Raw genomic sequence first — 26,405 nt, 5'->3', positions numbered from 1 at the left:
ACAACTTTCGTTATTTTCTTTGTCATTTCAAGCAATAAAAAATGCCCGTTCAACGCTTCTGTTGTCCGGGCACATTGTTGAAAATTATACAATTCTGCTTAATGCAGTATCAAATGCTTTAATTGTTTGTTCAATATCTTCTTTGGTGTGTGCAGTTGAAAGGAATGTACCTTCAAATTGTGATGGAGGTAGAAATACGCCTTCATTAGCCATTTCTCTATACATTTGGCTAAACAATTCTAAATCACTACTATTTGCTTCGTCAAAGTTAGTCACTGGCCCCGGGTTTAAGAAATACCCTATCATTGAACCAGCACGATTAACTGTGATAGGTACATTATGTTTACTGAATACTTCTTTTAAACCTGTTTCCAGTATATCTCCTAGTTCATTGAAGTAATCATATGATTCTGGTGTAAGTTGACTTAATGTCTCATAGCCACTTGTCATCGCTAATGGATTACCTGAAAGCGTACCAGCTTGATAAATATCACCAAGTGGCGCAATTTGATCCATTATTTCTGCTTTACCACCGAATGCACCAACTGGCAATCCGCCACCTATTACTTTACCAAGACAAGTTAGGTCCGGAGTAACATTAAAGTAACCTTGTGCACAGTTATATCCAACTCTAAAGCCTGTCATGACTTCGTCAAAAATCAATAAAGAACCATATTCAGTCGTGATATCTCTTAATCCTTGTAAGAAACCTTCTACTGGTGGTACAACACCCATATTTCCAGCAACAGGTTCCACAATCACGCCTGCAATATCGTCACCAAACTCTTCAAAAGCCACTTTAATTGCATCTAAATCATTATAAGGTACAGTTATTGTATTCTTTGCAATACCTTCAGGTACACCAGGTGAATCAGGTAAACCTAAGGTCGCCACACCTGAACCAGCTTTGATTAATAAAGAATCACTGTGCCCATGATAACAGCCTATAAATTTAACAATTTTATTTCGTCCAGTATATCCACGTGCTAAACGTAAAGTATCTAATGTTGCTTCTGTGCCTGATGACACCATTCTTACCTTTTCAATAGAAGGAACACGTTCGATAACGAGCTCAGCTAGTTTGTTCTCTTGTAATGTTGAAGCACCAAAACTAGTACCTTTATCTACCACTTGATGAATACTATCAATCACTTGTTTATTTTGGTGACCTAGAATAAGCGGTCCCCAACTTAAGACATAATCTATATATTCATTTCCATCAATATCATAAATTTTTGATCCTTTACCATGATCCATAAATATTGCTGGTGTATCTACTGATTTGAAAGCTCTAACTGGACTATTGACACCACCTGGCATCAATGTTTCAGCTTTTTGCATCGCCTGTTCAGAATTCGTATACCTCATTAATTTATCCTCCTTATTGTTCGTCTAGATAACGACAAATATCTTTTGAGAAGTAAGTGACAATCATATCTGCACCTGCACGTTTCATAGAAATCATTTGTTCCATAACGACAGCCTTTTCATCTATCCAACCGTTTAATGCAGCAGCTTTCGTCATACTATATTCACCACTTACATTGTAAGCTACTACTGGAATATTCGTTGTATTTCTAACGTCTCTTATAATATCTAAAAAGCTTAATGCCGGTTTGACAATCATCATATCAGCACCTTCAGCTAAATCACTCTCAAGCTCTCGCATAGCCTCTCTTCGGTTCGCTGGGTCCATTTGATATGTCTTACGATCTCCGAATTGTGGTGTTGATTCCGCAGCATCTCTAAATGGTCCAAAGAAACTTGATGCATATTTAATACCATAACTCATGATTGGTACATTTTGATAACCAGCAGCATCTAATCCTTCACAAATCGCAGCAACAAATCCATCCATCATATTACTTGGTGCAATAATATCTGCGCCCGCTTCAACTTGAGAAATTGCTGTCTTCACTAATAATGGTAATGATTTATCATTATCCACATCTTTTGTCTGTTCATTGATTACACCACAGTGACCATGATCTGTATACTCACATAGACATGTATCAGCTACTACAAGTAAATCACTATATAATGATTTAGCCTTGCGTGTTGCTTCTTGGACAATTCCGTTATGGTCATATGCACCTGTACCTACATGGTCCTTTTCATTGGGTACACCAAAGAACATAATGGCTCTAATACCTAATTCATATGCTTCTTTAATTTCTTCTTCTACTAAATTTAAGCTCAATTGATATACACCAGGCATTGAGACGATTTCTTCCTTAACGTTATCTCTTTCTACTACAAATATCGGATATATTAAATCCTCTTTATGAACGTGTGTTTCACGAACGATATCTCTCATTGACTTACTACTACGTAATCTTCTGTGTCTATCAAATTGCATTATCTTTCCAACTTTCTAAGATTTTATTTACTAGTGAATCTAGTGTTTGTATATTGGCTTTTGTAGCTTGAATATCAAATTTATTAATTGTTGCTAATGTTTGATCTCCAATTACATAATAATGATTAAAGTCGATATCACCGGCTTGATTAAAGAAAAATTCTACTGCTGATGAGCTCGCAAATGTAATTGCATCAACTGCATTATTTGATAAAAGCTGTATAACATTATTTATATTTTCAGTATGTGGAATAGGCTGATATAAGTCAATTTTCTGAACTGAAAATGATTGATCTTCTAATGCATATTGTAAGTATGGCCTAGCAGCTTGGCTAGAAGGAATTAATATTTTACTATGTTTTTCACCTTGGAAGTCTTGAATAAAACCTTCTTGTGAATAATCTTTAGGGCAATAATCAACTTGAATCCCTTTAGATTGGCAATATTCTGCAGTCTTTTTACCAATTACTGCAACATGGCTAACGTGTGTTTGTGTAAAATATGGTAAAAAGTACTCCACTGCTTTTTTAGACGAAAAAATAAGCCAGTCATAGTTAACTTCTAGTAATTCAGTATCAAAGGATAATGGCGCTACATCAATTAATGGTTTGTGTAGTATACATACATCCTCTCTCTTAAATTTACTAGTTTGTGTCATAACTATAACTGGTCTCATTGATTTCACCTCAAACGATTTATTCAGATTCGTTTAATGTCTTAATTATTTCATATGCACCTTGTGCATTCAATACATCTGTTACCTTTTCACCTAATTCTACAGGATTTGTACCTTGTTCTGTATGTTGATAACGTGTCTTACCATCTGGTGACATAATTAATCCTGTGAATTCAATCAAACCATCAGAACCTTTAGTAGCATAACCACCAATTGGCACTTGGCAACTTCCATTCATTCCTGCTAAGAATGTACGCTCTGCAGTAACACAATCTGCAACATCTGCATTGTGTACTTGTTGTAATAAATCAAGTAACTCTTGATCATCTGATCGACATTCAATACCTAATGCACCTTGGCCTATTGCGGGAATCAAAGTATCTTCGTCTAGATAAGAAGTTACAATATCATCTGACCAACCCATACGTTTAAGTCCTGCTGCTGCTAAAATAATGGCGTCATAATCTTCTGTTTCTAATTTCTTAAGACGTGTGTCGATATTTCCACGTATCCATTTTATTTGTAAATTAGGATGCTTAGCTAGAATTTGCGCACCTCTTCTTAATGAGCTCGTTCCTACAATACTATTATCAGGTAACTCATCTAATGGAACATGATTTTTTGCTATATAGGCATCGTATGGATTTTCACGGTCTGGAATACACCCCAATGTTAAGCCCTCAGGAATAACACTTGGAACGTCCTTAAGTGAATGAATTGCCATATCTATTGAATGATCGAATAATTCATTTTGAATTTCCTTAACGAATAAACCTTTACCGCCAACCTTCGATAATTGTTTATCGATAATTCGGTCACCTTTAGTAACGATTTCTTTGATTTCAATTTCTAAATTTTCATCAATGGCCTTTAATTTATCTATAAATTGTTGGCTTTGTGTTAAAGCAAGTTTACTCCTACGAGAACCAACGACTAGTTTACGCATGATGTGCCTCCTTGTGTCAATGACTGTATGTCATTAAATCATGAATAGCTTATATAATTCGATATTTAATGTATACTTGAAAAATGTGAAGCAAAAAATAAATTAATCATACTTAGACAGAATAATATTGCATTAAAGTAAATGAGTTTAATTGACTCTATCTTTTTTCTTACCCTAAAAAGTAAATAAACACCATATAATAAGGTTATAATCGTAGATAAAAATACCTTTGGATCAATTAATATCTTTACACCTAGCGTGTTAAAGCCCCATTGTGCACCTAAAATGATACTTAAAATAATAAGCGAAAATCCTATTAATGTACTATAAAAAACAACTTGTTCTAAAGTTGCTACACTCGCTATTCTAAAATACTTTTGGTTAAAACGCTTTTGCTTTAAATTTTTATATTGAATGAAATATAAAATACAATTTACAAAAGCAAAGGCAAAAAGTGCATAACTCATCGTTGCCAATGCAATGTGCACGACTAACAGTTCATTAATCACAGTCGTTTGACCAATTGAACTTTGATAGTGCATAGGTTGGAACGTATTTACTGCAATAAATACAAATCCTATTAAATTAAATAAGAAAATCGATATATTAATTTGCTTTATCACACTGATGACAATAGATATAGAAATGATTAACCAAGCAAGTGCAAATAACACATCAAAAATATTATTTAACGGGACATGTTGGGTTGCGTTTATATAAAAAGATAAAGAGATTGTCTGTAATACCCAAACAATCCCCAAAGTAACGAACCCCACTTTACTTACGATGTAATGTTTCTTAACAAAGTCGATAAAATAACAAGCAATACTGATTAAATAAAATACTAATATAAGTTCATTTAACCTAATAAATAAAGTTTCTTGCATATCATCACCATTTGAATATGCTTATTCAAAACTTAGAATTTGACTATTAGTCACTTCACTCTTTTTCTTACGTGGTTCGTAACCAGCCTCAGCTTCTATGTCAAAAATGTTTTGAAACAGCTCTAATTTTTCGTTGCCTTTTCTATCACTACTCAATTCTTTAGCTTGTTTAATTGGATCCTTTAACATTTGATTGATGATGCTTTTTGTATGCTTCGAGATGACTTTACGTTCTCTCTCTGAAAGACCTGGTAACTTTCTATCTATACTTTCCATGGTTTCAGCTTGAATATTCATTGCTTTCTCACGTAAAGCTCTAATAACTGGTACAACACCTAACATATTAACCCATTCATTATGAGCAGCTATTTCAGATGGTATACGTTGCATTATCTCGTTAGCTGCATCTTGACGTTCTCTTAAATTAGCATCTACTAATCCTTTCAAATCATCAACATCATAATTAAAGATACTTTGAATGGCATCTATGTTTGGCTCAATGTCTCTTGGTACTGCGATATCGATAAGTACTAAAGAGTCAGTTTTTCGTTCATTCGCAATAGACTGTATCATTTCATTTGTGATGATATAATTCTCAGAGCTAGTAGAACTAATAACGATATCAACTTTAGCTAAAAGTTTTGGTAATGATGACATTGGTTCAAAGTTTACATTATGTTTCGTTGCAAGATCTTGTGCTTTACTTAGTGTTCTATTCACAATCGTAATATCAGTAACTCCTGAACCAATTAAATTTAGAAGTGATAACTCACTCATTTCCCCTGCACCAATGATTAAAGCTTGCTTATTGTTGATTTTGCCAAATACTTTCTTACTAAGTTCAACTGCTGCATAAGAAACACTTACTGCATTATCTGCTATATCAGTTTCGTTATGTGCTTTTTTCGCAAAAGTAATAGCTTGTTTAAAAAGATGATTAAAAATCGTACCTGTTGTTTCTTCATCTTGGGCAATAAAGAATGCATCTCTTATTTGTCCTAGAATTTGAGTCTCACCAAGTACAATAGAATCTAGACCAGAAGTGACATGCAATAAATGATTTACTGCTTCGTCCCCCACGTTTACTTCTGTCATTTCCTTTATTTCTTCGACATCAAATCCAAATGATCGTGCTAAAAAGCGTTGAATATAGTAACGACCCGTATGAATTTGATCTACGACTGCATATACTTCTGTACGATTACATGTTGATAAAATAACATTCTCTAAAATAGATTTTGTCTCAAATAAATCAACATTGGCTGAACGTATGGCATCATCTTTGAAAGCAACTTTTTCTCTAAGTGCTACATCTGCTGTACGATGATTAATGCTTACCGCAATTAAATGCATTTATAACGCCCTCCATACATATTACAATAACTAAATTATAACACAATTATTGCTGTAGTTAAGCATGTTGCTTAACTAAATTAGAAGAATTATAATTTACATTCAAATTGTTGTCATAATTTAGTCGAAATTAGACAATTTCGTATCTAAATTGATTACAGTTTTAAATGATTATAAATAACGTGCTATCTTATCCCAAATTTGTTGTTGCTTATTATTTTTCACAGATGAATAACTAATTATATCGTCTTCTGGTTCCATTTCTAACTTTTGCTGTATATTTGCTAAATGTTTTTGTACTTTACCCTTTGGAATTTTATCTTCCTTTGTCGCAACGATTAATGTCGGTAATTCATAATATTTAAGATAATTATACATTAAGATATCATCTTCAGTTGGGTTATGTCTTAAATCAACAAGTTGTATGACCAACTTTAAAGATTCTCTTTCTGAAATATAGCGTTCAATCATTTTACCAAATGATTCACGTTGTTTCTTGCTCACTTTGGCATAACCGTATCCTGGTACATCGACGAATACAAGTTGATTATCGATATTATAAAAATTTAAAGTTTGAGTTTTTCCAGGTTGTTGGGAGGTACGTGCCATATTTTTTCTACCTATCATACTGTTAATAAATGTAGATTTACCAACGTTAGATCTTCCACTTAACGCCACTTCTGTAAGACCCGTTTCTGGATATTGTTCAGGTTTTACTGCGCTGATTAATAATTCTATTTCATTAGGATTTATCTTCATTTTTGTCGACCCTCTTTTCTACTAATTTGACTGTTCTATTATATTACAGTTTTGCTTATATGAATACGACTATTTACTGGCCTTGTAATTTGTAGCTTAAAAATAATTTTAAATTTGCAACACGATATATACAAATGACTTTCAAATCAATAAAACAAAAAAAGTCCTAAGTTGATATGATAACAACTTAGGACTTTACATAAACACTATTTAAGCTGATGTTTGTTCTTTATTAATAAGATTACCATCTTTATCATATAGCTCAGGTTCTTTTTCTTCAGTGATTGTTTCATCAGTGATTACAACCTTAGCAACGCCTTCAGATGAAGGTACATCATACATAATATCAATTAATGCTTCTTCGATAATAGAACGTAAACCACGAGCACCAGTCTTACGTTCAATTGCTTTCTTACTGATTGCTGCTAGAGCTGCTTCAGTAAATTCTAACTCAACATCATCTAATTCTAACATCTTCGTATATTGTTTAACTAATGCATTCTTAGGTTGCGTTAAAATATTATTTAACGCATCTACATCTAATGTTTCTAAGTTAGCCACAATTGGCACACGACCAATAAATTCTGGTATTAGACCATATGATTGTAAGTCTTCTGGTCTAATTTGTTCTAAAATTGCATCTTCATCGTATTTAGATGCCTCACTACTTGAGAAACCAATGACCTTTTCGCCTAATCTACGTTTGATTACTTCATCGATTCCATCAAAAGCGCCACCAAGTACGAATAAAATATTCGTCGTATCAATTTGAATCAATTCTTGGTTAGGATGTTTACGTCCACCTTGTGGCGGAACGCTAGCAGTTGTTCCTTCCAAGATTTTAAGCAATGCTTGTTGTACACCTTCACCAGAAACATCTCTAGTAATAGATGTGTTTTCTGATTTTCTAGCTATTTTATCAATTTCATCGACATAAATAATACCTTTTTCAGCTTTATCTACATCAAAGTCCGCTGCTTGTATTAATCGTAGTAAGATGTTCTCTACATCGTCACCAACATAACCTGCTTCAGTCAGACTTGTAGCATCTGCAATAGCAAATGGTACATTTAAAGTTTTAGCTAACGTTTGTGCTAATAACGTTTTACCACTACCAGTAGGTCCAATTAATGCAACGTTACTCTTTTGTAATTCAACTTCATCATCTTTCGGACCTAACTGTTGAATACGTTTGTAATGATTATATACTGCAACTGCTAATGATTTCTTAGCCTTTTCTTGACCAATAACATAATCGTTTAATTGATCCATAATTTCTTTAGGTGTTGGCAATTCAGTTAAACCTTCTGGTTCAGCTTGAGCTAATTCTTCTTCTACAATTTCAGAACATAGCTCGATACATTCATTACATATATATACGCCACTTCCTGCGACTAATTTTTTCACTTGATCTTGATCTTTACCACAGAAAGAGCATTTTAAATTCTCTTCACCTTCATTGAATTTAAACATTCTATTTACACCCCTATTCCCTAAAGACTATACTAAATAGTATTTTAATATGCAACTTATACAATTCCAAGTTTTTTGCATAAAGTACTGTAGCAGATACATTAATGAATGCATCTGCTACTGGATTACTATATTAAACAACTAACATATAATTCACAAAACAATTTGCTTAGTTTATATTTAGTTATGCTTCAGTGTCATCTTTAGATGGTTCTACTAACTTTGCTTCATCAACTAATAAATCGATAACTTTTTGGATACGCACGTCATTCTTAACGATGTCTGTGCTACCAAGTGTTTGTTTAATATCTTCTACTGAGATATTAAATTGTTCACTCATTTTTTCTAATTCTTTATCGATGTCAGCATCAGTTACTTCAACCTCTTCTGCATCAGCGATTGCTGTTAATGTTAAGTTTGTCTTAACGCGCTCTTCAGCATCGTCTTTCATTTGTTCTCTTAATTGTGATTCATCTTGACCAGAGATTTGGAAGTATGTTTCAAGATTTAAACCTTGTTGTTGCATACGTTGACCAAATTCTTGAACCATGCGATCTAATTCTGTATTAATCATCGCTTCTGGAATATCGATTGTTGCATTGTTTGAAGCTTTGTTAATCGCTTCTTCTTTTTGAGCATTTTCTGCTTCAGTTGCTTTTTGTTCAGCTAAACGTTTACGTAAATTTTCTTTGTACTCGTCAACTGTGTTCGCTTCAGCATCTAACTCATTAGCAATTTCATCAGTCAATTCTGGAACATCTTTAAATTTAATTTCATTTACTTTAGTTTTGAATGTAGCTTCTTTACCAGCTAATTCTTCAGCGTGATATTCTTCTGGGAAAGTAACGTTTACATCTTTCTCTTCACCAGCTTTAACACCTACTAATTGTTCTTCGAATCCTGGGATAAATGAACCTGAACCGATTTCTAAATCGTAACCGTCAGCTTGTCCACCTTCGAATTGTTCACCGTCAACATAACCATCAAAGTCGATGTTTACTGTATCGCCTTCTTCAACAGCACCATCTTCTTTAACGACCATTTCAGCTAAGTGGCCTAATTGGTGATCGATAGACTCTTGAACTTCTTCGTCTGTTAATTCAGAACTTTGTTTTTCGATTTCTAATCCTTTGTAGTCACCTAATTGTACTTCAGGCTCAACTACTACAGTAGCTTCGAAAGTCATGTCTTTACCTTTTTCAATTGAAGTAACATTGATTTCAGGTTGATCAACTGGTTTAATGCCAGTTTCATCAATTGCTTCACCGTAAGCTTCTGGTAATAAGATATCAACTGCATCTTGATATAATGCTTCTACGCCAAAGCGTTGTTCAAAGATTGGACGTGGTACTTTACCTTTACGGAAACCAGGTACATTAATTTGTTTAACTACTTTTTTAAAAGCCTTATCAATTGCATTGTCTACTTTTTCTGCTGGAACTGTAACGGATAATACACCTTCGTTACCTTCCTTTTTTTCCCAAGTTGCTGTCATGTATAAAAACCTCCATGATTATCCTATTTTATTTTTTCAACTCCATTATTATAGCATACGTCAATGTTCTACACAAACACGGAACATACAAAACAATTGGCATGTTGAAATTTTAATTAATTCGATTTTTTAATACTACCATATTTACTTACCCAAATTACACAAACTTAATTAAATTATTCCTGTATATCGATGGATACAAGTAATTTGGTAACTTCGTTTGATTCATCTATTTCCTCTAGCCCCAACATCGATTTGAAATAGTTTACATATGCTTCTATCCAAACTGCTAGTGGTGCAAACTCAAGAATATCAAGTGGGTATAATAAAATCGCATGATTATTCATTAAGTGATGTGCTTCATCTGTTATTTGTGCAGCGTCATCTTCTAAACGATTGAGCACTTCTGGTATAACTTGTATCTTTATGTCTGTATGGTCCAGTCCTGCTAAATCTTTAGGAATCGGTAATAAATCAAACCCGTACTTCTTAATTTGTACTGGCTCACTGTAACTTGCAAAACGTAAATATTCAAGCATAATGCTTATCACATTAGGTGCTAACGGTAACGCTTCTATAAGATTTGCCACCGTTTTTTTATAATTATATTGATTATGATCTATTAAAGTTAACACTGTATTGACCTGTTCTCTCACAGACAATACGTCAAATTGTTGTAGTTGTTGTGACGCACGTTCATTATGTTGTTCTAGTTGACTGAGAGCATATTCCTTTAAAGGGTACAACTCCATACGTGTTCTATGATCATTGACCTCATCAATAATTTGGTCAATGACTTCGACCACTTCAAAATATTGTCCTAAACCACTTAAACTTTTAATATAATAGACCATTAATTCATCGTACTTTGTTATGCCTTGCTTTAATAAAATGATAGCCTCTTCACGTAATTCTAAATAATGTTTCATTTGATATAGCATGGAACATTTCAATAATGCCAAAGCGTCATCAAGTTCAAATTGTCTTTCATAATCCTCAAACAATTCATACGCATGATCGAAATGACCATTGTGTAAAGATTCTTTGATGTCTCGTGTTAACTTTTTTTGTGATTGCGGAAAAGGGATAATATCAGACATAGCCATACACCTCTACTTTAATGCTTGTAATATTAAAGCACTCCATGTTTCAAAATCATCATAATTGTCAATTTTTGCTTGATCCATCCACTTTATTCTTAAAGTATCGGTCTCTTTTGCCTCAACATCACTACTATTGACATTAATTTTAAACACAACGCCCATATGTACTTCTCCAACTTCATTAGTATCATCATTAATAAAGCCAATGTAGGCTAAGTTTTGAGATTTTTGAGCAGATAATCCAACTTCTTCTTCTAGTTCTCTTTGTGCGTTAACTCTTAACACTTCATTAATTGAGTCTGCACCTTTAACATCATTCATATGGCCACCAACACCAATCGATGATTGTCCGTGTAATCTAGCTTCACCGCCACCTGACAAACGTTCGTAAACTAAAATTTCATCACGCTCATTTTCCAAAATACAATATGAAATGAGTTGTTTATATGTAGGGTCCTCCTCCATATCTCCGCGACGTTTCACTTCATATTTAGTCAAAGTATCAAATATTTCTTGACCTTTCACTGAATTTTTATCCAAGAAACCATTAAATTTATTTTTTTCTTCATTAAATAATGTAGATCTTGGTACTACTGTTATCATTTCATCAAACTTAGACATAATTTACTCCTTTGAATCTGACTTTACAGCCATTTTATCAAATGATAACGCTATATATCAAAATGTTTATTAAACACAACATATATGTACCATCTTTTAAGTATAAATATAAAATAAAGAGATGTACAAAGGTGTACATCTCTTTATTTTGAAATATTATTTTAAAGCTTCTTTAGCTTTAGCTACTAATTCACCGAAAGCTTTTTCATCTGAAATAGCAATTTCAGAAAGCATTTTACGGTTAACATCGATTTCAGCTTTTTTCAAACCATTCATTAATCTTGAATAGCTCATGTCATGTTGACGTGCAGCCGCATTGATACGAGTAATCCATAATTTACGGAAATCACGTTTTCTTTGACGACGGTCACGGAATGAATATTGACCTGATTTCATTACTTGTTGTTTTGCTACTTTATATAATGTGCGTTTTGCACCGAAGTAACCTTTAGCTAATTTAATCGTCTTTTTACGACGAGCTCTTGTTACTGTTCCACCTTTAACTCGTGGCATAATAAATTCCTCCTCTAAATATCTTCGTACTTAATATGTTCTTCTGACTTTTTGCGTCAATTATTTTTTATAAGATAATAATTGTTTTACACGTTTCATGTCTGATTTGTGTACTAATGAAGCTTTACGTAATTTACGTTTTTGCTTAGTAGATTTGTTTGCGAATAAGTGAGATGTGAAAGCTCTTGAACGTTTTAATTTACCTGAACCAGTTCTTTTAACACGTTTAGCTGCTCCACGGTGTGTTTTCATTTTAGGCATGATTCATTTCCTCCTGTAATATCTTTATTATTTTTCGTTTAATGGGCTAAGCGTAATAAACATTTGACGCCCGTCCATTTTTGGTCTTTGTTCAACTGTTGCGATATCTTTACATTCATCTGCAAATTTCTCTAAAACACGTTGACCAATTTCTTTGTGCGTAATCGCACGACCTCTGAAACGAATTGAAACTTTACATTTATCGCCTTTAGATAAAAATTTGCGACCATTTTTCAATTTTGTTTGGAAATCATGTTCCTCAATTGTTGGACTCAAACGAATTTCTTTAAGATTAATTGTTTTTTGTTTCTTCTTCATTTCTTTTTCTTTTTTCTGTTGTTCGAATTTATACTTACCGTAATCCATAATTCTAGCAACAGGTGGTTTAGCGTTTGGAGCCATTAAGACTACATCTAAACCAACACGATCAGCCATTTCAAGGGCTTCGTTTTTCGTTTTAACGCCAATTTGTTCTCCATCTTGGCCAATTAAACGTAATTCTTTTGCGCGAATCTTTTCGTTAACTTGAGTTTGATCTTTTGCTATGGTTGACACCTCCAAGATTTTTACGAAATTATCCCAAGCAAAAAGAGCGAGTACATAACATACCCGCTCTTCTCTACACATGACAATCCATGTATATATAGACCTGCCAACTGCAATTAGCGTCGCTACAGGTGAGAAGCGGGAGCTTCTTCTTGGTTCGTTTCGTATTCAACGTTACCTATCATATCAACATTAATTGGCTAAGTCAACAGTTTTATTAAATTATTTTATTTCATCCATTTTTACATCTTGACGCAAGTCAACTTGTTCTAAAGGAATCTTCTTCGTTTTATAGCGTAATTTATGATAGATAAAGAACACTAAGAATACTGGTATTCCCATATAAGTAATGACAAAGCGATTTAAATCAAAGTCACCTGTTTTGATGAAATCAACGTCTTGACCAATGATAACAATCACACATAATATACCGGCAAAAATAGGTCCAAATGGGAATAGTTTAGCAGTATATTTAAGCTTAGATTTATCATAATTTTGCTTGTTAAATGCCTTTCTAAATCTATAGTGGCTTATCGCAATACCTACCCATGCAATAAAACCGGTCATACCACTAGCTGCAACGATATATTGATAAGCATCTCCACTTACATGTTGTAATAAGAAAATACCGATTACAATTAATGCAGTTACGAATAATGAAATATACGGTACACCGTATTTGTTAGTTTTACCAAAAATTGGAAAGGCTAGTTTATCTTTACTCATTGAATATAACATACGTGTTGATGCATACATTCCAGAATTACCTGCAGATAATACTGAGGTAAGGATGACAGCATTCATAAATGACGCTGCAAATGCTAAACCAGCATTTTTAAAGACTAATGTAAATGGTGATGTAGCTACACTATCATCTCCACCCATTAACGCAGAGCTATCATATGGAATTAACATACCGATAACAAATATCGCTAAGATGTAAAATAATAATATTCTCCAGAATACTTGTTTTATCGCTTTAGGTACTGCACGCTCTGGATTTTCAGATTCACCTGCAGTAATACCAATCAATTCTGTTCCTTGGAATGAGAATCCGGCAACTAAGAATACACCTAATATAGATAATAAGCTTCCACCAATACCATCACCTAAGATTGGTCCATTTCCTTTTGTAAATGTATCAAAGCCAACAAATTCGCCACCCATGATACCTACAATCGTTAACAATCCAATCGCAATAAAGATAATAACTGTTACGACTTTAATCAAAGCAAACCAATATTCACTTTCTCCATAAACTCGAACTGATAAAGCATTTAAACCAAAGATAATTATTAAGAATAAACAACTCCACAACCACGCTGGAATGCCTGCTAAAGGACTCCAATATTGTATAACTTGTGCAGCTATTGTAACATCTGCCGCTACTGTTATTACCCAGTTAAACCAATAGTTCCATCCTAATGCAAATCCTAATGAAGGATCTACAAATCTTGTTGCATATGTACTAAATGAACCAGATACCGGTAAATAAGTAGCCATTTCACCTAGTGATGTCATTAAGAAGAATACCATTGCACCGATTATAGCGTAGGCGAGCAATGCACCTAGAGCTCCAGCGTCATGGATTGCACCACCTGAAGTCATAAATAACCCAGTTCCGATACAACCTCCAATTGCTATCATTGAAATATGACGGTCTTTAAGTCCCCTTTGTATACCATCATTCTGATTATTTTGTTTTGCCATAGAAGCTTCCTTTCTTTGTAAACTTAGAGGTTAACTTTCTATATGTTTTAGCCAGTGTCTTTATAGTTTGTCTCATACTGACAGCTTATGATTATCCACATCAGTAGTCACTATAATTTTGCTCTTTCCCGAAGCATATGCTTTATAGTTTTACGCCTAAAAAAAGGTTGCATACCTAATAGATATGCAACCAATTTAATAATAGCATGTATATAGGTAGCACATCACATATGTGACAGTTCAGTCTCTTTCGATAACTGACCCAACAAACAGTATAAATGGATAAAGTCTGTTTCGGCGATTTTACCTTTCAACATTCGTCATATGACCCATTCGACATCAAAATGCTTACTTATTAAAAACGCAACCTCTAACTCAAATTTTATGAATTTTATTTATTTCACTAACTTGTAATATACATTATTTTGTAAAGACTTTCAAGACTATCTTTGTTTTTTCAAACGAATCTCATCTACAAGATTCCAAATGAATTCATCTTTTTCAAGTGTTTCTTGATCTTGAGAACCATATTTCCTTACATTTACTTCATTGTTTTCAACTTCTTTATCACCAACAACAAGTTGATAAGGAATTTTTTGCATTTGAGCTTCTCTTATTTTATAGCCCATTTTTTCATTACGATCATCAATGTCTACACGTACGCCTTGTGATTTCAACTCATCTTGAATATGACGTGCATAATCATAATGTAAATCAACATTAACTGGAATAATAGCTACTTGTTTAGGTGCTAACCAAGTAGGATATGCACCCTTAGTTTCTTCAGTCAAGAATGCAACAAATCGTTCCATTGTTGACACTACGCCTCGGTGTATAACTACTGGGCGATGTTGTTCACCATCATTTCCGATATATGTTAAATCGAATTTTTGAGGTAATAAGAAATCGAGTTGTGCAGTAGATAATGTTTCTTCTTTACCCATTGCAGTTTGAACTTGAACGTCTAATTTCGGACCATAGAACGCCGCTTCACCGATTGCTTCTTCATAATCCAATTCTAATTCATCAGACGCTTCTTTTAACATGCTTTCAGCTTTGTTCCACATATCATCATCATCGAAGTATTTTTCTTTATCTTCAGGATCGCGGTAACTTAATCGGAATGAATAATTTTCAAAACCAAAATCATTATAAACATCAATTATAAGATTAACAACGCGTTTGAATTCTTCTTTAATTTGATCTGGACGTACGAAAATATGCGCATCATTTAAAGTCATACCACGAACACGTTGCAATCCTGATACTGCCCCACTTGCTTCATAACGATGCATTGTACCTAACTCTGCAATACGAATTGGCAACTCACGGTATGAATGTGGTTTATTCGCATAGATCATCATATGATGCGGGCAGTTCATAGGGCGTAGTACCATTTCTTCATTTTCGTCTAATTTCATTGTTGGGAACATATCATCTTGATAGTGATCCCAGTGACCAGATGTTTTATATAAATCAACATTTGCCATAACTGGTGTATACACGTGATCATATCCCATGCTCACCTCTTTATCGACAATATAACGTTCGATTTCACGGCGAATTGTAGCACCGTTAGGCAACCATAAAGGTAGACCCGCACCAACAAGTTGGTTATTAGAGAATAATTCTAACTCCTTACCAATTTTACGGTGATCACGTTCTTTTCTTTCTTCAAGCATTTGTAAATGTGCTTTTAAATCCTTTTTGTCAAAGAACGCAGTACCATAAATACGTTGTAGCATTTTATTATTGCTATCACCACGCCAATATGCACCAGCTGTAGATAATAGTTTAAACTCTTTTATTTTCGCAGTAGTTGGAACATGTACACCTCGACAAAGATCTGTAAATTCACCTTGAGAGTATAATGTTACATTTTCATCTTCAGGTATTGCATCAATCAATTCTTGTTTATAAGGGTCATCACTAAAGAATGCTTTTGCTTCATTTCTAGTTACCACTTTACGTTCTATTGGATAATTTTCATTGACTATTTGTTTCATTGTCTTTTCAATTTTTTCAAAGTCATCAGATGATATACTTTCTTCCATATCGAAGTCATAGTAGAATCCACCCTCAATCACTGGACCTACACCAAAGCAAACATCTCCATACAGACGTTTTAAAGCTTGTGCCATTAAATGTGCTGTCGAATGACGTAACACTTCTAATGCTTCTTCACTACCTGGTGTTACGATTTCAATTTCCCCATCAGTTTCAATTGGACGTGTTAAATCAATCAATTGTCCATTTAATTTACCTGCAACAGCTTTTTTACGTAAACCAGGGCTAATAGATTGTGCTATATCTTCAGTTGTTGTGCCTTTATCAAACACCTTCGAATTGCCATCTGGAAATGTTATATTAATTTGCTCCATAATTACCCTCCTATTTTTCATATGTACTATCATCAATAATGAACTGTCAAACACACTACTAAAAAAACAAAAAGACCCCATCCCAAAAGGGACGAGGTCATCGTGGTACCACCCTAAAATAAGACATCGTCTAACTTAAAGTTAACTTTGCCTACTCTACTTAAGATAACGGTCTTGAGCCGGATGTGATTTAGCACACCATTTACAAAGTAGTAATGAACAAGTATACTTACCAAAATCTCATCTCACTTGGCTCTCTGTAAAGTATTCACTGGTCCATCATGTCTTTGACAATTTCATATTGATTTAGATTTATCTATATTATACAACAATTATTCAATATTTCAATCGTTCCTATAATTTTTTCCTTCAAGATAGTATGGTGTAGCCAATGCTTTAATACGCTCTAATATTCTAGCCGCCTTAGTTTGCTCTGTACCATCACGGGTCACAGAAAGATGATGTTCCAATTCTTTGAAGCTCAGGTTAGATGTGAAGAATGTAGGTAGTTCTTGTACCATACGATAATGTAACAATGGGCCAATCACTTCATCACGTGCCCACGGCGTAATTTCCTCAGCACCGATATCATCTAATATTAAGATATTCGCTTCTCTTACACGTGATAACTTAGTTTCAAATGAACCATCTTTAAATCCACCCTTTAATGTTCGAATGAATTCTGGTAAGTATACGATAGTTGAAGGAATTTTTTTAGTCTTTAACTGATTGGCGATTGCTCCCATTATAAATGACTTGCCTGTACCAAATGGCCCATATAAATAAAGTCCTTTAACACCCGTCTCTTTATTGGTGATTTGTTCACACACTTTATTTACCGCCATAGCTACGTCCAATCTATCACGTTTATCCATATAAATATCTTCTAATTTAGCATTTAAAGTATCGCGTTGCATATGGTGCGAAGTAATTAGATGGGAGTTGAATCGTTCTTCATCATGCTTTATTTTACATGGACATGGCAAATATTTAATTTTTATATGTCCATGTTCAATATATAACTCTGGTACATGCCCCTTTACAAAGTTCGGACATTGTTCAAATGCATGGCCATCATAATGTTTTTGTTGATCTTTATATTCTTGCAAAATATTTAAATCTTCATCAATCATAGCATTAGTTAGATTCTTCTGATTTGACTCTAAAAAAGCTTTTACATCAGGATCATTTATTACATCTTTTTTAATTTTAGCAATGCGCTTTGATAAATCATTAGAGTCGCCCATTATATTACTAAAAGACTTCATAGCTTATTCCTCCTTCCATTGTTGTTTCAAATGTTTAAGAAAGGCTTCTCTATCAGCCTTTAATTTTTCATCTTCTTCTGGTTCATTGTTTGCAGTTGCAGGATGATCATCCTGATCCTTAGCTTCTAATAACCATTTTGGCGTCATTTCTCTTGACGCTAATTGACGTTGTTTATACTTTGGAGCATGATTACGTGGTTCAGATTGTGCCTTATTCACTTTCATCGCTTGTTGATATGCTTGCTCTGCAGTCTTAATTCCTTTTTTCTTCCAATTGGACGCTATTTCTAAAATGTAAGTCTTTGGCAACTTCATATCTTCTTTTAACATAACATATTGAAGTAATACATTAATGACACCGAATGATAGTTTTTCTCGTTCAATTAAATCTTCAATCATAAACTTTTGTTGTGCAGTTGGTTCAGATTCTGACCAAGAAGCTAACATGTCAATCGGACTAGTTTCTTCTAGTTGCTGTAACCATTGTTGTTGTTTACTTTCCGTTGATGCACTTTGTTGAGTTGGTTCACTTTGTTGAGTTGGTGCAGATTTTGAAACTGCGTCACCCTTTTTATTTAATTTAGGTAACTGTTGTTCATGTTCAATTAAATAATAAGTTCGAGCATGCTTTCTTAACTCTTCAAAAGAAAGTTCTTGGGCACTAGTAATCGATTTCAAGATAATGCGTTTCATCGATTCTGGTGTCAAACCATATAAAGTAGCTAACTGTGTGATTAACTGTTTTGCATCTTTATTGATAATCTTTTTACTAATAAAATGTGTCTGCAATAGGTCATATAATGTCTCAAAATCAAACTTTACATCTGAAAGCTCGATGCCATTATAATGTTGGTCGTTCGGAATTTTACTCGTATCCACTTTAACTTGATGATTAGGTACTTTAAATACATCTGTAAATGTTCGCGTGACCTCTTGATAGTGTTGCATTGCTACAGTATGTTCTGCTTCGAAATACTGCTTTAATTGATGGTAACGCTGCTTACTGACTTCACTGTAAAGATAGACTGACAACATTGGATCATTAAAAAATTGTTTAGCAGATGGTGGTTGCACCAATTGATAGACAAATGAAGAAAGTTGTTCATCATGCTTTACAAAGGATTTCATTAGCCCAATACCTTCTAGCAAATCCATTTGTTTTCGAAATTCTAGCAAATTAATCTTTAATTCACTCATAATAATATAATGTGTAGCAATTGTGTCGGCTGACTGCTCAACAAATTGGTTTAAATAATGGTATAAACCAATTGCCTCAGGACCTATAAGTGGTGTAAATAATCTATTTAGTATTTGCAAATGTCTGTGATTGATTTCAAAATTACGAATGACATTAAAGTTATCATGCGGTCGCAATCCATAATCATTTGCCTGTAATCCCATCTAAGAATCACTCCGTTTATTCTCTGCTAAAATACCTTGCATCGATTCTAATAATTGATCGACATCTTTAAACTCTTTATAGACAGACGCAAATCTCACATAAGATACTTGATCCACGTGCATCAATAAGTTCATTACATACTCCCCAATTTCTCGCGAAGAAATTTCAGCTTGACCTGCATCACGCAATTGCCATTCAACATTATTTGTAATTTCCTCTAACTGTTCATATCGTACAGGTCTTTTCTCACATGATCGCACAAGTCCGTTTAAGATTTTCTCACGTAAAAATTGTTCCCTTGTTCCGTCTTTTTTCACGACGATTAATGGTCTCTTCTCTATATGTTCAAAAGTTGTAAAACGTGTCCCACACTTTTCACATTCTCTTCTTCTACGAATCGCATTAACTTCATCAGCATGTCTAGAGTCGACGACACGTGATTGCGTCGAATTACATTTCGGGCATTTCATCGTCTTATCACCCTCTCAATTTGATTAATTTTCATTATACTATAAATATGAGTCCCACAAAAGAATGGCAACACTTCAACTGAAATCACTTTACTTTTAGTTGTTTTATTATATTAAAATTTATAATTTACACCCATTTTCTTGGTTCCTAATAAAAATGCGCCATATAATATTAAAAAAACGTAATGATTTCGACCATCTCATTTGGCAAGTCATTTTATCACAATACGATTCAAACGTTAATATATTATTGTTGCAATTCAACATGGTGTTATCATTTTCCTGATCGAGGTATACTAAATACGCTTAAATAGTAACAACTTCACATAATTAAGAAAACGCCAATCTCTATTTTTAACAATAGAAATCGACGTTTTAACTCATTAGAGATAGTTTACTCTACATTGATTATTATATTTTATATTAAGAATTAACCACGGCAGATGTCTGATTTGCAATTAACGAACCAATTTGTGCCGCTACTTCTACAACTCTATTAGAATAACCCCATTCATTATCATACCAAGCGATTACTTTAACCTTTTTATCACCCATTACCATCGTACTTTGTGTATCAATGATAGCAGAATGTGGATTTGTATTATAATCCATAGATACTAATGGTGCATCTTCTGTATCAATCACACCACCTAATGTATGTGCTTTGAATGCTTCGTTAACTTCTTCAACTGTAACAGATTTCTCTAAATCTACAACTAAATCTACTAAAGATACATTTTTTGTAGGTACTCTTAAGGCCATACCATGTAATTTACCTTCTAATTCTGGCAACACTTCTTTTAATGCTTTCGCAGCACCTGTAGAAGTTGGTATGATACTCTCATTGCAAGATCTTGCACGTCTCAAATCTTTATGAGGGTTATCAATATTGTTCTGATCGTTTGTAATCGCATGTACTGTTGTCATCAAGCCATTTTCGATACCAAACTGATCATTTAATACCTTTGCAACTGGACCAATACAATTTGTAGTACATGAAGCATTACTAAAGATATCATATGCATCGATATCCAATTGATCATCGTTAACGCCTTTAACTATCATTTGTACGTCTCCACCTTTAGATGGTCCTGTTAATAATACCTTTTTAGCCCCAGCTTTAATATGTGCATCTGCTTTGTCGCCATGATTAAATTTACCAGTAGCCTCTATTACGATATCTATGTTCATTGATTTCCAAGGTAAATTTTCTGGATTTCTATCTGAAACTAATGTTATTTCATGATTACCAACTTTGATACCATTTTCAACTGGTTCCACAGTTAAATCATATGCACCATGTGTAGTATCGTAATTAATCAAGTGAGCAATTGTTTCCGGAGGGTAACTTGCATTAATTGCAACCACATTTAAGTCCTTGTTTTTTAATGCGATTCTTAATACCATTCTTCCGATTCTGCCCATACCGTTAATTGCAATATTTGTAGCCATTAAAAAGCACCCCTCATCTTTGTGTTATACTTTATGGAAATAGTATAACATAAAACTTTGAATAAGAAAGCGTTTTCTTTTAGAAATTTCAATTTTTTATTTATGCTGTAATATAAAGCTTTTATTATCCCGAAATGCTGTAATAATTAGGCTATTAATGCAAAATATATCTTGATTTATGAGACTAAATGATAAAAAACGTCAATTCCTATTTAATGTACTTATGCCATAGGAATTGACGTTATTTTTATTTGTATCAATGTGTTACTCTCATTATTTAGCATATATTGTTAAAAGCGTTACAACTTAGCTACGTTTCAAAACGTTAAATTTCGAAGCTAACGCCTTAATAAATCAGTGTTTTTATCTTCGTTAAACTTGCTAAAGAGATTAACTTAAGCACCTATAGTTAATAACAATTACATACATGCTATTTAATATGACTAAAGTAATTACTGTCCATCTTCTATTTCATTATCAATATAACCCTCTTCAATCAATAATGTTTCGACATTTTGCTTTAATTCAAGTTTGGTATCTCTATTATCAATTACATGATCTGCCATTCGACGCTTTTTATCTATTGAAATTTGACTTAAGACACGCGCTTTTGCATCCTCTAAACTTAAATCATTACGTTCCATTAAACGCTCGATTTGTATACTTTCAGATGTATATACCAACCAAACTTCATCGACAGTATTCTGCAATTCATTTTCATAAAGTAATGGAATATCCATAATTACATTATAACCTTGTTCTAAATAGGCCTCTTTTTCTTGTTCCATAATTTCATGGACGATTGGATGGACGATTTCATTGAGTTCTAATCTCTTTTCAGGATAATTAAAAATAAGTTCTCCAACATATTGTCTATCCATCTCACCATTCTCTAAAATCGCTTCCTCACCAAAGTGCTCACGAATTTGAGCGAGACCTGTCGTTCCTTTTTCTACTGCCTTTCGTGATGCAACGTCAGCGTCGACAATTTTAAAACCATGTATAGTTAATAATTCAGATACAGTTGATTTACCTGTAGCAATACCACCAGTTAATCCTATGACTTTTGGCATAATACTCACTCTTCCTTTACTTTTGGCATGTCGGACAAAAATGACTGTTTCTCGTTGCGATAACTTGTGTTTCTATATCAGTACCACATACTTTACATTGCTTTTGTTTATATACATTTAAATGTAGTTGCATCGTACCTTTACTACCATCTGCATGTAGGTAATCTGATATGCTTGTGCCTCCATTTTTTATACCCACTTCTAGGACTTCTCGAACATAATAAAACACCATTTCTCGCTCTTGATGTTTTAAATCTTTTGATAACCTAGCAGGATGTATACCAGCCCTAAATAACGCTTCACAAGCATAAATATTTCCACAACCTGAAATGACTCTATGGTCTAGTATCATCTGTTTAATTGGTTTATTTTGATACAGTTTCTTATCAAACCATGACAAATAATGACTTAACGCACCATCTTCAAATGGTTCAGGCGCTATTTCTAAAAATGAAGGATAGGCATCAAATGAGGCCACATTTCTAATTTCTCCAAATCGTCGTATATCTGAATACACAAGCAACTTGCCATTTGCTAGTTTAAACACAACATGCCAATGCTTTCTATAATTCGTGTTTGTAATATCTTCTATTTTGTCTACAACAAAGAATCCACCAGCCATACCTAAATGACTGATTAAAATACGATGCTCATGCTGTTTTTTAAGATAGAAAACAATATATTTACTTCTGCGTTCTACCTTCTCAATTATAAATTGTTGCGTGAACATTTGGAACGTATCTAATTCCATTCCTTTGATAATCGTTTCTTTATTTGCTGCCTTACCTTCTTTTACTTTATTTGAAAAGTGTACACCTACAATTTTCTGATCGACAACAAATGGTTCAATTCCTCTTTTTACGTGTTCAACTTCTGGTAATTCCGGCATTATTGTACCAACTTTCTATTTTGCATCATACCACGTCTTGCCATAACTAGATTCTACTTTCAATGGCACATCTAAATCTAATGCATTATCCATAATATCTTCTATAAATTTCTCAAATTCTGATACTTCATTTTCAGGAATTTCGAAGATTAATTCATCGTGTACTTGCAATAATAACTTCGCATGAAAATCTGTATTATCAATTGCTTTAGCAAAATTCACCATCGCTAATTTAATAATATCAGCAGCACTACCTTGAATTGGTGTATTCATTGCTGTACGTTCAGCGAAACTTCTTAAATTAAAGTTACGGCTCGTAATATCTGGAATATAACGACGTCTATGCAATAGTGTTTCCACATAACCATTCGCTTTACAATCTTTAACAATATCTTCCATATATTGTTTCACGCCTGGAAAGCTATCTAAATAATCATCAATAAATTGCTTTGCTTGCTTTCTAGTAATTCCTAAACTTTGACTTAAGCCATAATCACTAATGCCATATACTATACCAAAGTTTACAGCTTTCGCCTGTCGACGCATCATAGCATCAACCTCATTAGGTTCCACATTAAATACTTTCATTGCTGTTGCAGTATGAATATCTTCATCATTGATGAATGCTTGCATCATACTTTCATCTTGTGTGATATGTGCTAAAACACGCAATTCAATTTGCGAATAATCCGCAGAAAATATAACGTTATTTTCATCTGTAGATTTAAATGCTTTTCTAATTTTCCTACCTTCTTCTAGGCGTACAGGAATATTTTGTAAATTCGGATCAATTGAAGATAATCTACCTGTTTGAGCTAGGGTTTGATTAAATCTTGTATGAATGCGCTGATCTTTACTAATTACTTTCTGTAATCCTTCAACATAAGTTGATTGTAATTTAGCCAATTGTCTATATTCTAAAATATACTCGATGATAGGATGTTCGCCCTTCAATTGTTCCAATACATCAACAGCCGTAGAATAACCCGTTTTTGTTTTTTTAATAACTGGTAAATGTAGATTTTCAAATAATACTACGCCTAACTGCTTAGGTGAATTGATATTAAATGATTCTCCTGCCGCATCATAAATATTTTGAATTAATTCATCTAATTTACTTTGAATTTCGCTTTCCATCGTTTGTAAATCATTTACATCGGTATAAATACCAATTTCTTCCATTTGACTTAAAATTTCTGCCAATGGTAACTCTAAATCAAATAGTAATTCTGCTTGATTATACTCAGTCAGTTGTTCAAGCATTAATGGATATGATTGGTTAATTGCTTCAGTAATGGTAGCGATGTAATGATTAAGCACATCATCTTCTGGTATCGAACGTTTCTTACCTTTACCATAAATAGCAACACTCTCTTTTACATAGTGTTGACCATAATGAGTTACGACAGAATTCACATCGTCTATCGTTCTCGATGGATCAATGATGTAACTTGCCAACATTGTGTCAAATGTAATATTTTTCAAATCGATATTTAAACGATGCGCTGTGATATACGATTTTTTAGCATCATAAACCACTTTTGCAGTTTGACCATTTTCTAACCATTGAACGAGTTCTTTATGTTTATCTATGTCATTTGCATCAATTACTACATGATGTGAACCATCATAAAATCCAAATTTCATAATATCATCTTTCAAATAGTTTGTACCATCAAGTTCAAAATGAATATTCGCTTCCTCTAATGTAGCAAAATCTATTTGATCAAAATGATCTACTACTGAAATATCCTTTTCTTCGACATTACTATTATCGCTATCCACATCAATTTGTTCTAGTAATTGTTTAAACTCTAATTTCTTGAACAATTCTACTTTGGCTGTTTCGTCTAATTCATCAGGTAGCTTTGTATCACTAACCTTCACTTCTATAGGACTCTCACAATTAATCGTAGCCAATGCCTTACTCATAATTGCATCATCTTTACTATTCTCTAGCTTTTCTTTTAATTTCTTACCTGATACTTTATCAATATGTTCATAAACATTCTCAACAGTAGAGAATTGCTTAAGTAACTTGATTGCTGTTTTTTCACCTACGCCAGCAACGCCAGGAATATTATCTGATGTATCTCCCATTAAACCTTTCATGTCTATGATTTGGTTTGGAACTAAACCGTCATATTTTTCGGCAATAAAGTCTGGTGTATAGTGATCTACATCTGTCACTCCTTTTTTCGTATAATAAATTGTAACATTATCCGTTGCCAGTTGTGTTAAATCTCGGTCACCAGTAACAATGATTGTTTGAAAACCTGATTGATCAGCCTCTTTACTCAAAGTTCCTATAATGTCGTCAGCTTCGTAATTATCAAGCTCATAACGCTTAATTTGATAAGCATCTAATAGCTGTCGAACATATGGAAACTGCTCACTTAATTCTGGTGGGGTCTTTTGACGACCGCCTTTGTATTCTCCATAAGTTTCATGTCTAAATGTCGTCTTGCCAGCATCAAATGCCACTAAGAAATGTGTAGGTTGTTCTTCTTTAATTATTTTCTCAAGTAACATCGCAAAACCATATAAGGCATTGGTGTGTATACCTGCCTTATTTTGTAAAAGTGGTAACGCATAAAATGCCCTAAAGCTAAGACTATTACCATCTATTAAGACTAGTTTATTCAATATATTAACCTCCAACACATATTTACCTACTATTTTATCACAAATACAGACTTAAACCGTATTGATTCGCAGCAATTTAACATAACAAAATGCGCCATTTAATTATCATAATAAAAAGGACT

At 33.5% G+C, this 26,405-nt stretch carries 23 protein-coding genes, 1 riboswitch and 1 other annotated feature; all 23 genes read right to left on the bottom strand.

All coding sequences use genetic code 11. The annotated features are described in order from the left end of the window. Window positions 1–84 precede the first annotated feature (84 nt). The 23 genes from hemL to polA all read right to left on the bottom strand — a co-directional run bounded on the left by hemL (window position 85) and on the right by polA (window position 26,283). Window positions 85–1,368, bottom strand: coding sequence for a glutamate-1-semialdehyde 2,1-aminomutase (gene hemL, locus ACY191_RS08015; RefSeq protein ID WP_042738470.1), 1,284 nt, complete (start codon window positions 1,366–1,368; stop codon window positions 85–87). A 13-nt stretch (window positions 1,369–1,381) separates the two neighbouring features. Then, complete coding sequence (hemB, locus tag ACY191_RS08010) at window positions 1,382–2,359, bottom strand: porphobilinogen synthase (RefSeq protein WP_463269999.1); 978 nt, start codon at window positions 2,357–2,359, stop codon at window positions 1,382–1,384. After that, the gene (locus ACY191_RS08005) at window positions 2,349–3,035 is read right to left on the bottom strand and encodes a uroporphyrinogen-III synthase (protein WP_042738468.1); all 687 of its coding nucleotides are present in this window, start codon (window positions 3,033–3,035) and stop codon (window positions 2,349–2,351) included. Before ACY191_RS08005 ends, hemB begins: the two co-directional genes overlap by 11 nt. Window positions 3,036–3,054: 19 nt before the next feature. After that, window positions 3,055–3,981: a hydroxymethylbilane synthase gene (gene hemC / locus ACY191_RS08000; protein WP_042738467.1), complete on the bottom strand. Its 927-nt coding sequence runs from the start codon at window positions 3,979–3,981 to the stop codon at window positions 3,055–3,057. Between the two features lie 65 nt (window positions 3,982–4,046). After that, window positions 4,047–4,868 (bottom strand): cytochrome C assembly family protein, encoded by an 822-nt coding sequence (locus ACY191_RS07995; protein ID WP_042738466.1) that lies wholly within the window; start codon window positions 4,866–4,868, stop codon window positions 4,047–4,049. Between the two features lie 21 nt (window positions 4,869–4,889). After that, a complete protein-coding gene (hemA, locus tag ACY191_RS07990) occupies window positions 4,890–6,221 on the bottom strand; it encodes a glutamyl-tRNA reductase (protein WP_042738465.1) in 1,332 nt (443 codons plus the stop codon). Window positions 6,222–6,392: 171 nt separating this feature from the next. Beyond that, window positions 6,393–6,980, bottom strand: coding sequence for a ribosome biogenesis GTP-binding protein YihA/YsxC (gene yihA, locus ACY191_RS07985; protein ID WP_042738464.1), 588 nt, complete (start codon window positions 6,978–6,980; stop codon window positions 6,393–6,395). Window positions 6,981–7,190: 210 nt separating this feature from the next. After that, window positions 7,191–8,453 (bottom strand): ATP-dependent Clp protease ATP-binding subunit ClpX, encoded by a 1,263-nt coding sequence (gene clpX, locus ACY191_RS07980; protein WP_042738463.1) that lies wholly within the window; start codon window positions 8,451–8,453, stop codon window positions 7,191–7,193. A gap of 184 nt (window positions 8,454–8,637) precedes the next feature. Continuing rightward, window positions 8,638–9,948, bottom strand: coding sequence for a trigger factor (gene tig, locus ACY191_RS07975; RefSeq protein ID WP_229367274.1), 1,311 nt, complete (start codon window positions 9,946–9,948; stop codon window positions 8,638–8,640). A gap of 176 nt (window positions 9,949–10,124) precedes the next feature. Continuing rightward, window positions 10,125–11,048 carry a hypothetical protein gene (locus tag ACY191_RS07970; protein ID WP_042738461.1) on the bottom strand — a complete coding sequence of 308 codons (924 nt, stop codon included), beginning with the start codon at window positions 11,046–11,048 and terminating at the stop codon, window positions 10,125–10,127. A gap of 12 nt (window positions 11,049–11,060) precedes the next feature. Then, entirely contained in the window at window positions 11,061–11,672 is a 612-nt protein-coding gene (locus tag ACY191_RS07965; protein ID WP_042738460.1) for an NUDIX domain-containing protein, read from the bottom strand. A gap of 156 nt (window positions 11,673–11,828) precedes the next feature. Further along, on the bottom strand, window positions 11,829–12,185 hold the full coding sequence (rplT, locus tag ACY191_RS07960) for a 50S ribosomal protein L20 (RefSeq protein WP_042738459.1): 357 nt from the start codon (window positions 12,183–12,185) through the stop codon (window positions 11,829–11,831). Between the two features lie 60 nt (window positions 12,186–12,245). Continuing rightward, window positions 12,246–12,446 carry a 50S ribosomal protein L35 gene (gene rpmI / locus ACY191_RS07955; RefSeq protein ID WP_042738458.1) on the bottom strand — a complete coding sequence of 67 codons (201 nt, stop codon included), beginning with the start codon at window positions 12,444–12,446 and terminating at the stop codon, window positions 12,246–12,248. A gap of 27 nt (window positions 12,447–12,473) precedes the next feature. Next, on the bottom strand, window positions 12,474–13,001 hold the full coding sequence (gene infC / locus ACY191_RS07950; RefSeq protein ID WP_042739018.1) for a translation initiation factor IF-3: 528 nt from the start codon (window positions 12,999–13,001) through the stop codon (window positions 12,474–12,476). A 23-nt stretch (window positions 13,002–13,024) separates the two neighbouring features. After that, window positions 13,025–13,152: a sequence feature (ribosomal protein L20 leader region), on the bottom strand. A 62-nt stretch (window positions 13,153–13,214) separates the two neighbouring features. Further along, window positions 13,215–14,702 (bottom strand): amino acid permease, encoded by a 1,488-nt coding sequence (locus tag ACY191_RS07945; RefSeq protein ID WP_042738457.1) that lies wholly within the window; start codon window positions 14,700–14,702, stop codon window positions 13,215–13,217. Window positions 14,703–14,911: 209 nt separating this feature from the next. Then, window positions 14,912–15,083: riboswitch (Lysine riboswitch) on the bottom strand. Window positions 15,084–15,145: 62 nt separating this feature from the next. After that, complete coding sequence (gene thrS / locus ACY191_RS07940; protein WP_463269998.1) at window positions 15,146–17,083, bottom strand: threonine--tRNA ligase; 1,938 nt, start codon at window positions 17,081–17,083, stop codon at window positions 15,146–15,148. Between the two features lie 344 nt (window positions 17,084–17,427). Continuing rightward, window positions 17,428–18,351, bottom strand: a complete 924-nt coding sequence (dnaI, locus tag ACY191_RS07935; protein ID WP_042738455.1) for a primosomal protein DnaI — start codon at window positions 18,349–18,351, stop codon at window positions 17,428–17,430. 3 nt (window positions 18,352–18,354) lie between these two features. Next, a complete protein-coding gene (locus tag ACY191_RS07930; protein ID WP_229367275.1) occupies window positions 18,355–19,752 on the bottom strand; it encodes a replication initiation and membrane attachment family protein in 1,398 nt (465 codons plus the stop codon). Further along, complete coding sequence (gene nrdR, locus ACY191_RS07925) at window positions 19,753–20,223, bottom strand: transcriptional regulator NrdR (protein WP_042738453.1); 471 nt, start codon at window positions 20,221–20,223, stop codon at window positions 19,753–19,755. Window positions 20,224–20,646: 423 nt separating this feature from the next. Further along, entirely contained in the window at window positions 20,647–21,675 is a 1,029-nt protein-coding gene (gene gap, locus ACY191_RS07920; RefSeq protein WP_229367276.1) for a type I glyceraldehyde-3-phosphate dehydrogenase, read from the bottom strand. 452 nt (window positions 21,676–22,127) lie between these two features. Continuing rightward, window positions 22,128–22,748, bottom strand: coding sequence for a dephospho-CoA kinase (gene coaE / locus ACY191_RS07915; RefSeq protein WP_229367277.1), 621 nt, complete (start codon window positions 22,746–22,748; stop codon window positions 22,128–22,130). A 16-nt stretch (window positions 22,749–22,764) separates the two neighbouring features. Beyond that, on the bottom strand, window positions 22,765–23,637 hold the full coding sequence (mutM, locus tag ACY191_RS07910) for a bifunctional DNA-formamidopyrimidine glycosylase/DNA-(apurinic or apyrimidinic site) lyase (protein WP_042738450.1): 873 nt from the start codon (window positions 23,635–23,637) through the stop codon (window positions 22,765–22,767). A gap of 15 nt (window positions 23,638–23,652) precedes the next feature. Continuing rightward, entirely contained in the window at window positions 23,653–26,283 is a 2,631-nt protein-coding gene (polA, locus tag ACY191_RS07905) for a DNA polymerase I (RefSeq protein ID WP_463269997.1), read from the bottom strand. Between the last annotated feature and the right edge of the window lie 122 nt (window positions 26,284–26,405).

The organism is Staphylococcus sp. TCBT05, from assembly GCF_055179755.1.
This window is presented reverse-complemented; position numbering and strand designations above follow the sequence as displayed.